Genomic DNA, 10,853 nt, shown 5'->3' with positions numbered 1-10,853 from the left:
AGAACAATTAGAACAAATAGTTCAACAACTTCATTAATTATTAATTTTAAAACCCAAAAAGGGTTTCAATACATCAACAATATTTGCAAAACAAAGAGACCATATTAGGTCTCTTTTTTATTTCTATACTTTGGTTTAAGACAAAGAAAAAATCATCCTTAAAGATGGTTTAATTATGATTTGCACCTTGCGGCGAATTTTTTTCATTTCTTTTTTCAAAATAAATAAATTATTTTTTTTGTTGAATTTTATCATTTAACATCGAAACAAATTCTTCCACAGAAACGTTATTTTGTTTATTATCACCGTATTCTCTATAAGTCAAACGATTGCTAGTTAACTCTTGATCGCCAATAACAATTTGGAAAGGAATTTTGGCTTTTTGAGATTCTCTAATTTTATATCCTAAAGTAGCTTCTTTATTGTTAATTTCTACTCTTAAATTATGTTTCAATAAAATTTCTTGTATTTTTTTAGTATGTTCTAAGTGTAATTGAGCGTTAACAGGTATTAAAACAACTTGTAAAGGGGTTAACCATAAAGGAAAAACACCTTTATTTTGTTCAATTAAATAAGCTAAAAAACGTTCTACTGTGGAAATAACTGCTCTATGGATCACGATAGGAGCATGTTCTTTACTATCTTCACCAATATAAGTTAAGTTAAATCTTTGTGGTAACAGAAAATCTAATTGAATAGTGGATAAGGTTTCCTCATTGCCTAAAGCGGTTAAAACTTGGACATCTAATTTAGGACCATAAAAAGCAGCATCACCTTTTTGCTCTTTATATTTGATGCTTAAACCATTTAAAATTTCTTTTAAGATAGATTCAGATTTATGCCACATATTATCATCATCAAAATATTTATCTTTATTTTCTGGATCTCTAATACTTAAATTGAAAAAATAATCCGTAATATTAAAATCTTTATAAACTTCAAAAATTAAATTCATAATTTTCACAAATTCGGTTTTAATTTGTTCTTGAGTGATAAAAATATGAGCGTCATTTAAGGTCATTTCTCTTACTCTTTGCAAACCCGAAACGGCTCCAGAATGTTCGTATCTATGCATCATTCCTAATTCAGCGATTTTAAGAGGTAAATCTTTATAACTACGTAATTGTTGTTTAAAAATCATCATATGATGAGGACAATTCATCGGTCTTAAAACCAATTTTTCTTCTTTTTTTAATTCCATAATAGGGAACATATTATCTTTATAAAGCTCTAAATGGCCTGATTCTTCGTATAATTTAGTATTAGCTATAATAGGAGTATAAACATGTTGATAACCATAAGATAATTCTTTATCCACAATATATCTTTCTAAAATACGACGTATAGTAGCGCCTTTAGGTAACCAAAAAGGCAAACCCGCTCCCACTTCAGGAGACAACATAAAGTAATTTTGTTCTTTATTTATGTTTTTGTGGTCTCTTTGTTTTCTTTCTAATAATAAATTTAAATAATTTTTCAAATCTAGCCTGTTAAAGAAAGAAATACCATAAATTCTTGTTAAAGCTTTATTTTTAACACTGCCTTGAAAATAGGAACCAGATGTTTTTAACAATTTAAAATGTTTGATAAATTTAGTATTAGTCATGTGGATGCCGCGACAAAGATCAGTAAATTCACCTTGAGTATAAACGCTTAAAATAGGGTCTTTAATATTTTTTAATATAGTTTGTTTATAAATATTATCAGCAAATAACTTTTCTGCTTCTTCGTAGCTAACTTCTTTTCTCACAATAGCTAATTTTTTTTGTGAAATAGTTTGCATCATTTTTTCGATTGTCGCAAAATCATTCTCCGAAACGACTGAATTTTGAAAATCGATATCATAATAAAAACCTTCTTTAATGGTTGGGCCGACAACAAAAAGAGCTTCAGGATAAAGCCTTTTAATCGCTTGGGCCATTAAATGAGCGGTACTATGGTTTAAAATTTCCAAACTTTTTTCATGCTTTTCTATCATGATTTCTAAAGTGCCATCTTCTTCTAAAGGACGGTTCAACTCGATCGCTTTTTCGTTAAATAAAGCGGCTATCGGTTTAGTAGCAAAATTTAAATTTTGTTGTTGAATGATTTCAACAGGAGTAATTCCTTTAGAAAAAGATTCTATTACATCATTATTAAAACGTATTTTAATCATAAAGCTAAAATCTAGTCCTTTCTTTTATTCAATGCTATAAATTATACATAAAAACCTGTTTAAAAGAACTATTTTCCTAAACAAAAATTAGAAAACAATTCATCCATTAAGGTTTCATTAATATTGTTTCCTACAATAGATCCTAAAGCCTCATAAGCTTCTTTTAAAGAAATAATATGAATATCTATCGGAATTTTTTTATCAATATCTATAATAACATTTTTTAAAGCTTGCAAAGCATTTTTCATTTGTTGGATATGTCTAGAATTAGATAAATAATTAAAGTTTTTCTCTTCAATCAGGTCTAATTGAAAAGTTTTTAAAATTTTATCTTTGAGTTGTTCAATCCCCTCTTTGGTGATGTTAGAAATCAAAACAATTTCTTCTTCTAAAAAAGAAGAATTCATTTCAGAAGGTAAATCTGATTTACTGCCTATTAAAATGCGTGGATGGTTTTTAGTCATTTCTAGTAATTCTTTATCTTCTTGGCTTAAAGGACTACTTTGATCTAATAATAATAAAACCAATTCCGCCTCTTTGAAGAATTTTTTAGACAGTAAAATGCCCATTTTTTCTAAAGGATCATCAGTTTCTCTAATGCCTGCAGTATCAATTAAATTTAAAGAAACGCCTTTAATATTAACATGCACATCTAAAAAATCTCTAGTAGTTCCAGCTATATCAGAAACAATTGCTCTTTTTTCGTCCAAAATAGCGTTTAATAAGCTCGATTTACCCACATTAGGTTTGCCAATAATTAAAGTCTTAATACCTTCTTTTAAAAAACGCGTTGTTACAGAATGATCTAAAATATCTTGCATATTTTTAATTAAACGATGAACTTCTGGTAAAATAATCTCATTAGTCATCATTTGAATATCTTCGTATTCAGGATAATCAATGTTAACTTCGATTTTACCGATTAAACTTAAAACATCTTTACTTAGATTTTCTATGAGTTCAGACGTTTTTTTTTGTAAACCTAGATGAGATAATTTAACAGCATTTTCGTTTTGAGCATGAATTAAATCCATAATAGATTCTGCTTGTATTAAATCTATTTTACCATTTAAAAAGGCTTTTTTACTAAATTCGCCTGGTTCAGCTATTCTAATGTTTAAGGATAAAATTCTTTCCAATAATAGTTGAGTAATTAAAATACCACCATGCCCGTGCACTTCTATTACATCCTCACCAGTGAAAGAATGAGGCTTTTTAAAAACTGATACTAAAACCTCATCTAAAATATCGCTTTTATGGTCTAGAATGTAACCATGATGAATAGTATGAGAAGGAACTTCTTTTAAAGTAAAATGTTTTTTAGGGCTTTTGAAAATTTGGTCTATACTTTCGATCGCTTTAGTACCGCTGATTCTGATAATGCTGATTCCTCCCGTTCCTAAAGGAGTGGAAATAGCAGCAATAGTTTCTTCGTACATGGCTTCACCACACTTTTTTTATTTATTAACTTTCTGTACTTATGTTAAGGGTTTCTTCTTGTTTAAACTCTTTGATGGATTGTTTTAATGAATTAATTATTTCATCAATATTCTCTTGAGATTTCACAAAAGCACCACAAGCTCTTAAATGTCCTCCGCCACCAAATTTACTTACAATATGGTTAATTTTAGGGCCGGCAGAACGGATGCTTAATTTCCATTCTTGACTAGACATCTCTACGATAAAAGCCCAAACAGGATAATCTGCAACATTACTATAAATATTAACCATAGAAAAAATTTCATCAATACTAAAGTTAAATTTTTTAATGATTTCTTGTGAAATTTGAATATAAATTAAACCATCTTCGGCGATAAAATTTTCACAAATATAACCTTTTAATTTTAACATTTGTAAACTTTGCGTGTTGATTTTTTTATCTATCTCAAAAGCGTTAAATTCAAATTGCAACAATTCTGAAGCCATTTGTAAAGTTTTATCCGTTACCCTATCGAAACGGAAATTGCCGGTATCAGTTACCATTCCTACATACATCGGCATCGCTCCTTTAAGACTTATTTTATAGTTATGATATTCTTTAAAAGTATAAATCATTTCTGAACAAGAAGCGAATCGAGGTTCTACCCATTGATAATGATAATCGCCATACTTTTCTGCTGATAAATGATGATCTATTTGGATAATCATTTTACCTAATTTATATCTTTGATCACTAATAATATTAGCGTTACCAGAATCAACCACGATTGATAAAGCGTCTTGGTAAGTTTCATCTGTGATAGAATCCATGTCTCCTAAAAAAGCCATGTTAGGATTAATCTCTCCTACGGCATAAACCTTTTTATGAGGATAGTTTTCTTGAATAATATCTTTAAGACCTAATTGAGAACCGTAACAATCTCCATCCGGTCTTTTGTGTCCGTGAATGATAATGGTATCAAAATTAATAATTTGTTGTTTAATAAAATCCATTATGCTTATGAGCGTCTCCCTTTCATTGTTTTTTGTAATTACTTATCATTAATGATTAATGTTTTTTTATGTAAGATTAATTAGTCTCTATTCTTGTAGCAGCTTGTGCGCGCATAAAGATTTGATTTCTTTTTTCAATGCGTCCTCTGTTATACTTTGATCAATAGCTAATGCATAAGTAAATAATTCGGCTAAAACAGTTCGTAAAAAGTTTGAATTAGGAAAAATAGGTGTTTCAAAAAACATTTTGTCTTCTTGTTCATCGTCTGTTTTTTGATTATTGTAGGCATTTTGATTATCGTAGGCATATTGTAAAGAAATAAAATGAAGGGTATTTGGTTCCATAGTTATTGGATCAAGGTTAGAAGGATCATTTATTTTGTCTTTCACTTTTTTAAAAATATCTTTTCTTGTGATGTTTAAACCGCCTTTAGCGTTTAACAAGTTAATAAGGTTGTCTTGAGAAGTTAAGGTTTTTAAAAATAACCAAGAAGCTAACATTTCATCTTTTTCAGAAGAATAAAACATATTTATATTAGCGCCTTGTATCACATTTTTATATTTATATTCTCCTTCCATTAACGTTAACAAAGGAACCGTTGATAAACCTACATTTTTCAAATCGCTTTCTTGAACTTTATGAACCAATCTTGTAGATTCAATCAAAATGCTGCTCTTTTTTTGACAAAACATATCTAAAGCTTTTTGTTCACCGTTCATTTTCGAAGTAGTCATATAACCTGTATTATAAAATTTTTCTTTAAAATATTTGATGACTTGTTGTACTTTTTCTCCTCTTAAAAATTCTTCAGCTTCTTTTTGATTTTTTGGAAATTTTATTCCCGATTGTTGAAAAGCAGTATTCAATAAATTGGCTTCGCTACCGAGCACTATCGGAATAAAGCCGTTTATGTTTTTTTTTAATTCTTTCATTTTTTCAGCAATGATTTCTAATTGTTTCCAAGTTAAGCCTTTTGATTTATCTTTTGGGCAAATAACGCCATCTTCATTGATGACTTCGTCTTGAAGTGCATGGTTTAAATCGTTGCGACATTCTTTAAACATATCTTTATTATAGAAAAGTGTTTCAGTTGTTTTGCTAAAAGGGAAGCTGTAATAATGTTCTCCTCCGTCATATCCATGTTCTAATGTATTTTTTTTCAAATAAGTTTTGTAAAATTGATCTTCAATTTTTTTATCATCTCCTTGCATAAAAATATCTAAAGGCACTACCTTATGAGATTTAGAATAAAATTCCACATGATCGGGATACGAAAAAACTAAATTAGGTTGTTTATTAACCGGCAATGCGTTAGCTACGCTTTTAGCGATATTACCCCAGTTTGATTTATTAACTTCTTTAATTTTAATGCTACGATATTTTTTTTCAAATTGTTTAATAACTTTATCTAAAACCTCTTTTTCTTCTGGGTATAAATTATGCCAAAAAACAATTTCTACCTTTTTATCAAGATCTTCGAAATATTTTTGTTGTTGATCTGCTTTTTTAAACTTTTTTTCGACTAAAACTTTCAAATCATCATATTCTTTTTGATAAAAATTTTTATCCTTAGGTGAAGCGAACAAATTGGCAATATAAATCAATATAAAGATTGACAAAAAAAATAAACCAATAAATAAAATATTTTTTTTAAAATTATCCTTTGATGCCACTTTTATTTTCCCCAGATATAATGTATTTTTTTGAAAAAATAAAAATTAATAATAATGGTAAATTAATTAAAACAGAAACCGCCATTTGTAGATGCAACTGATCGATACCACTTTCTCCGTCAAATGTTTTTCTTATCATATTAGTTAATAATTGACCTCCTACTAATTCTGGCCAAGAATAAGCATTCCAAGCCGCTACTGTTCTAAAAATAACAGTCACAATAATTGAAGATTTAGTGATGGGAATTAATATTTTCCAAAGGTATTCCCAATCAGTAGTACCATCTATTTTAGAAGTATAATATAATTCTTTAGGAACGCGTTGAAAAGCCTGCATAATTAAAAAGACATGAATCACGTTAACTAAATAAGGTAACACCATAGCGAAAGTGACCCCTAAAGGGAAGGAAGCGCCGTTGCCAGTATCAATCATCCCCAATTTAGCTATAGTACGGAAATTAGTTAATACTAAGGTTTCACTGGTAATCATCAATGCTATAAATAAAAGAGCGACAATAGTTTTTTTGAAAGGGAAAGTCAAAATACTCAAAGCGAAAGCTGCCAAAACAGCGAATAAAGTTCCTAAAGTGGTAGAAATGATAACCATCAATAAAGTGTTTAAAAAGTATTTAATAAATTTAAAATTTGGTATTCGAAAAACTTCTTGATAATTTCTCCATTCCCAACTTTGAGGTAACATTAAAGCGTTATTGGCGTCAATATCGGCTTTATTTTTTAAAGATGTAATAACCATCACATAAAAAGGAAAGGTCAAAAACAGAAGAACTGAAAACAAAAAACTAAATTTCATAATGGAAAAAAAATTAATTTTGTGCTTCAATTTGAATTTTTGTATTTTTTCCCATGTGTTTTTCAAAAAAGATTTTATTTTACTCATTTTTTCTTTTTTCGCTATCTACTTTCGTTAATTTATTTTTTTCTTTTTTGTAATACAAAGCTAATTGTCGTAAATAAAACGGAAAAAAACAATAATATAACAGCTGCTGCTGCGCCTTTAGAATAAGAATTATAATTAGGGCTATTGATTTGAGAATAAATATAACCCACAATAGTTTGAATTTTATAATCAGCGTTTTTACCGAAAACTCCGACAACAGTTTCATATTCTTTCATGATTGTCAATAATTCAATAATAAATTGATAAAAAAGTACTGGAGCCAATAAAGGCAATACTATTTTAGTAAAAATGCGCCATTTGGATGCCCCATCAATTTTAGCAGCATCATAATAAGATTTATTAATATCTTGTAAAGCCAATACGAAAACAAAAATTTTAAAAGGTAGTCTGTGCCATATGTTATAAAAAATAATAACAAACATTTTATTTATATAAGGAGCAGAAATATTAATCCAATTTTTAGGTTTCATGCCAAAAAGACTTAAAAAATTATTAAATAAACCTTCCGGCTTATTAATAGAAGAGATGTTATTGTGGTAAAAAAAGGAACTAAAAATCATACCCATAATAACCGTATTAGCGAGTAATGGCAAAAAGAAAAAAGTTTTAAAAAAATCTTTTAAATAATGATTATAAACACTATTCAAAGCTAAAGCGATAACTAAAGAAAAGGTTAAAGAAATAGGGACTGTTAAAAGAACCAAAACTAAAGTATTCCTAAGAGAGTAACGAAATTCCACATCTCGAAGCACTTTAGCATAATTATTGAAACTTAATAATTCCGTTTTACTAAAAGAATCACTAAATTTTTGGTAATCACCGTTAAAAGAAATAATGATATTTTTAATTAAAGGAAAAAAAGAAAACAAAGTTAAAGTGATTAAAGTAGGAGCTAAATAAAACCAATGTTTATTTTGTTTGTGACCTGCAATTTCTAACATTTATAAAATCCTACTACCATTAGTTTGATCAAAAACAAAGCATCTATGTTCCATAATGTTAAAACGAATGGTGGTTTTATTAATATGAGCGAAATCCAATTCTTTTTGTTTATAAGTAGGGATGATAATTTGAAAAATTTTATGTAAAGATTCTGGTTTTTTAGCTAATAAAACAGTTTCTCTGCCGAGACTTTCAATCGCTATCCCTTGAACTTCAAAAAGACCTTTTTCATCTAAAATATAACCTTCTGGTCTGATAGCTATATGAACGTCTTTTTTTTGCCCTTTTAATTCTGATTTATTAAAAAGTACGGTATCGCCAACTTTAACCTCGCCATTATTTATAGTACCGTTAAAAATATTAATATGAGGAACACCTAAGAAAGAGGCTACAAATAAATTGGCAGGATTGTTATAAATTTCTCTAGGAACATCTGTTTGTTGGATATAACCTTTATTCATCACATATATTTTATCACTCATATACATCGCTTCTTCTTGATCGTGTGTGACAAAAATAGCAGTAATTTTGGTCTTTTTTTGTATTCTTCTAATTTCGTCTCTCAATTGAAAACGTAATCTAGTATCTAAATTAGATAAAGGTTCATCTAATAACAGCACTTTAGGGTTTTTAATCAAAGCACGAGCGATAGCGACTCTTTGTTGTTGACCGCCAGAAAGTTCTCCTGGTTTTTTATCTAAATATTCTTCTACAGAAGTTAAAACCGCTATTCTGTCTACTTCTTCTTGTATTTCTTCTTTAGGTATTTTTAAATTTTGCAAAGGAAACATAATATTTTGTTTCACTGTCATATGTGGGTATAATGAGTAATTTTGAAAGACCAAACCTACTCCTCTTTTTTCAGGAGGAAGATGGGTCACATTTTGATCTCCAAAAAAAATTTCCCCTTCGTTCGCTTTTAAAAGTCCAGCAATCATATAAAGAATAGTGGATTTACCGCAACCGGAAGGCCCTAAAAGACTCACTAATTCGCCTTTTTTAATTTCTAAATTTAAGTCCTTAATTGCATAAGTTTGTTTTTTAGTTTGTTGATTTGTAAAAATTTTGGAAACATTTTTCATTATAATTCCCATGATCGTTTTTTATTATTATCCTTTTTTGATTTTGTTTTTATTAAAGTTAAAAAGAAATATTATTCGGTACTCTTGGAAAAGCAATTACATCTCTAACATTGTCTAAACCAGTTAAATAAAGCATTAGCCTTTCAAAACCTAAGCCGAAACCGGAATGAACGCATGTGCCGAAACGACGTAGATCTAAATACCATTCTAAGTCTTGTTGGGAAATATTAAAAGCTTTTATTTTAGCTTTCAAAACTTCTAAGTTTTCTTCTCTTTGTGAACCGCCAATTAATTCGCCTACTTTAGGGACTAAAAGATCCATAGCAGCCACTGTTTTATTATCAGGATTATTTTTCATGTAAAAAGCTTTAATCTCTTTAGGCCAATTGATCACAAAAACAGGCGCTTTAAAAACCGTATCCGTTAAATATTTTTCATGTTCTGTAGCTAAATCGCCACCATAAAAAGGTTTTTGTTCAAAATTTACTTTACTTTTTAATAAAAGATTAATTGTTTCTTCGTACGTTATTTGTGGAAATTTTTCCAAAGTAGCTATAGTAGTTAATCTTTGAATTAAACCGTTTTCGACGTTTTGATCTAAAAATTCAAAATCTTTTTGACTCTTTTCTAAAGAATAAGAAATCACACTTTGGAGCATTTTTTGAGCCATTGCTATATTCTGTCCTAAATCATAAAAAGCCATTTCTGGCTCTACCATCCAAAATTCAGACATATGTCGTTGAGTATGAGAATTTTCCGCTCTAAAAGTAGGGGAAAAAGTATAAACTTTACTAAAAGCGGTCGCGAAAGCTTCAGCTTCTAATTGACCCGTTACAGTTAAATAAGCCGGTTGTCCGAAAAAATCTTGTTTATAATCGATTTGTTTATTGGCGTTTAAAGGGGCTTTGTTTAAATCCAAGGTTGTAACTTGAAATAATTGACCCGCTCCTTCGCCATCGCTACCAGTTAAGATGGGTGTATGCACGTTAATAAATCCTTCTTGTTGAAAAAAATGATGAATAGCCATAGAAACTGTGTTACGAAGGCGAAAAACTACCCCAAAGAGATTAGTTCTTAATCTGAGATGAGCCACTGTGCGTAAAAACTCTTTAGAATGTTTTTTAGGTTGAATAGGATACTCATAAGAACTATTGCCTAAAATATGTATTTGAGAAACTAACAATTCAAAAGGTTTTTTAGCTTGAGGAGTAGCGACCAAAACACCTTCCGCTTTTACAGCAGTTCCTATCGTCAAATAGTCTTTAATCTTGTTTAAATCAATCCCTTCAGATTCTTTTAAAACTATTTGCAAGTCATCTACAAAAGTGCCATCATTTACATCAATAAAAACAAACTTTTTTTGAAAACGACCGTTTTTTATCCAACCATTAATGATGATCTTTTTGTTTAAATAAAGAGCGTAATCGGTATAAATATCTTTAACAGAACACATTTTTTTAGCTCCCGCCAATAAAATAATTATTAATATTTTAAAAATTGTTTTAATTCTTTATCAGAATATTAATAAAATCATCAAATCATATTTTTTATTCAAATCAAATTATAATGTTTACATGGAAAAGAATCATTTTATCAATAATTATTAAAATAATGCATAAATAGATAAAAAAGAAAATAAAACTAAAAA

At 28.9% G+C, this 10,853-nt stretch carries 8 protein-coding genes; all 8 read right to left on the bottom strand.

Annotated features, from left to right (window positions below; all coding sequences use genetic code 11):
- Positions 1–229 precede the first annotated feature (229 nt).
- A complete protein-coding gene (gene thrS / locus ON17_RS00225; RefSeq protein ID WP_017191457.1) occupies positions 230–2,155 on the bottom strand; it encodes a threonine--tRNA ligase in 1,926 nt (641 codons plus the stop codon).
- Between the two features lie 68 nt (positions 2,156–2,223).
- Positions 2,224–3,594, bottom strand: coding sequence for a tRNA uridine-5-carboxymethylaminomethyl(34) synthesis GTPase MnmE (mnmE, locus tag ON17_RS00220; RefSeq protein ID WP_017191456.1), 1,371 nt, complete (start codon positions 3,592–3,594; stop codon positions 2,224–2,226).
- 25 nt (positions 3,595–3,619) lie between these two features.
- Positions 3,620–4,588 carry a DHH family phosphoesterase gene (locus ON17_RS00215; RefSeq protein ID WP_017191455.1) on the bottom strand — a complete coding sequence of 323 codons (969 nt, stop codon included), beginning with the start codon at positions 4,586–4,588 and terminating at the stop codon, positions 3,620–3,622.
- An 87-nt stretch (positions 4,589–4,675) separates the two neighbouring features.
- The gene (locus tag ON17_RS00210) at positions 4,676–6,124 is read right to left on the bottom strand and encodes an extracellular solute-binding protein (protein WP_261974239.1); all 1,449 of its coding nucleotides are present in this window, start codon (positions 6,122–6,124) and stop codon (positions 4,676–4,678) included.
- A gap of 121 nt (positions 6,125–6,245) precedes the next feature.
- On the bottom strand, positions 6,246–7,016 hold the full coding sequence (locus ON17_RS00205) for a carbohydrate ABC transporter permease (protein WP_261974238.1): 771 nt from the start codon (positions 7,014–7,016) through the stop codon (positions 6,246–6,248).
- Positions 7,017–7,192: 176 nt separating this feature from the next.
- The gene (locus ON17_RS00200; RefSeq protein WP_017191452.1) at positions 7,193–8,122 is read right to left on the bottom strand and encodes a carbohydrate ABC transporter permease; all 930 of its coding nucleotides are present in this window, start codon (positions 8,120–8,122) and stop codon (positions 7,193–7,195) included.
- Positions 8,123–9,217 carry an ABC transporter ATP-binding protein gene (locus ON17_RS00195; protein WP_017191451.1) on the bottom strand — a complete coding sequence of 365 codons (1,095 nt, stop codon included), beginning with the start codon at positions 9,215–9,217 and terminating at the stop codon, positions 8,123–8,125.
- Between the two features lie 46 nt (positions 9,218–9,263).
- On the bottom strand, positions 9,264–10,658 hold the full coding sequence (gene asnS, locus ON17_RS00190) for an asparagine--tRNA ligase (RefSeq protein WP_026071973.1): 1,395 nt from the start codon (positions 10,656–10,658) through the stop codon (positions 9,264–9,266).
- Positions 10,659–10,853: the final 195 nt, after the last annotated feature.

This window comes from Poinsettia branch-inducing phytoplasma str. JR1, assembly GCF_000309465.1.
GTDB lineage: Bacteria > Bacillota_I > Bacilli_A > Acholeplasmatales > Acholeplasmataceae > Phytoplasma > Phytoplasma pruni.
This window is presented reverse-complemented; position numbering and strand designations above follow the sequence as displayed.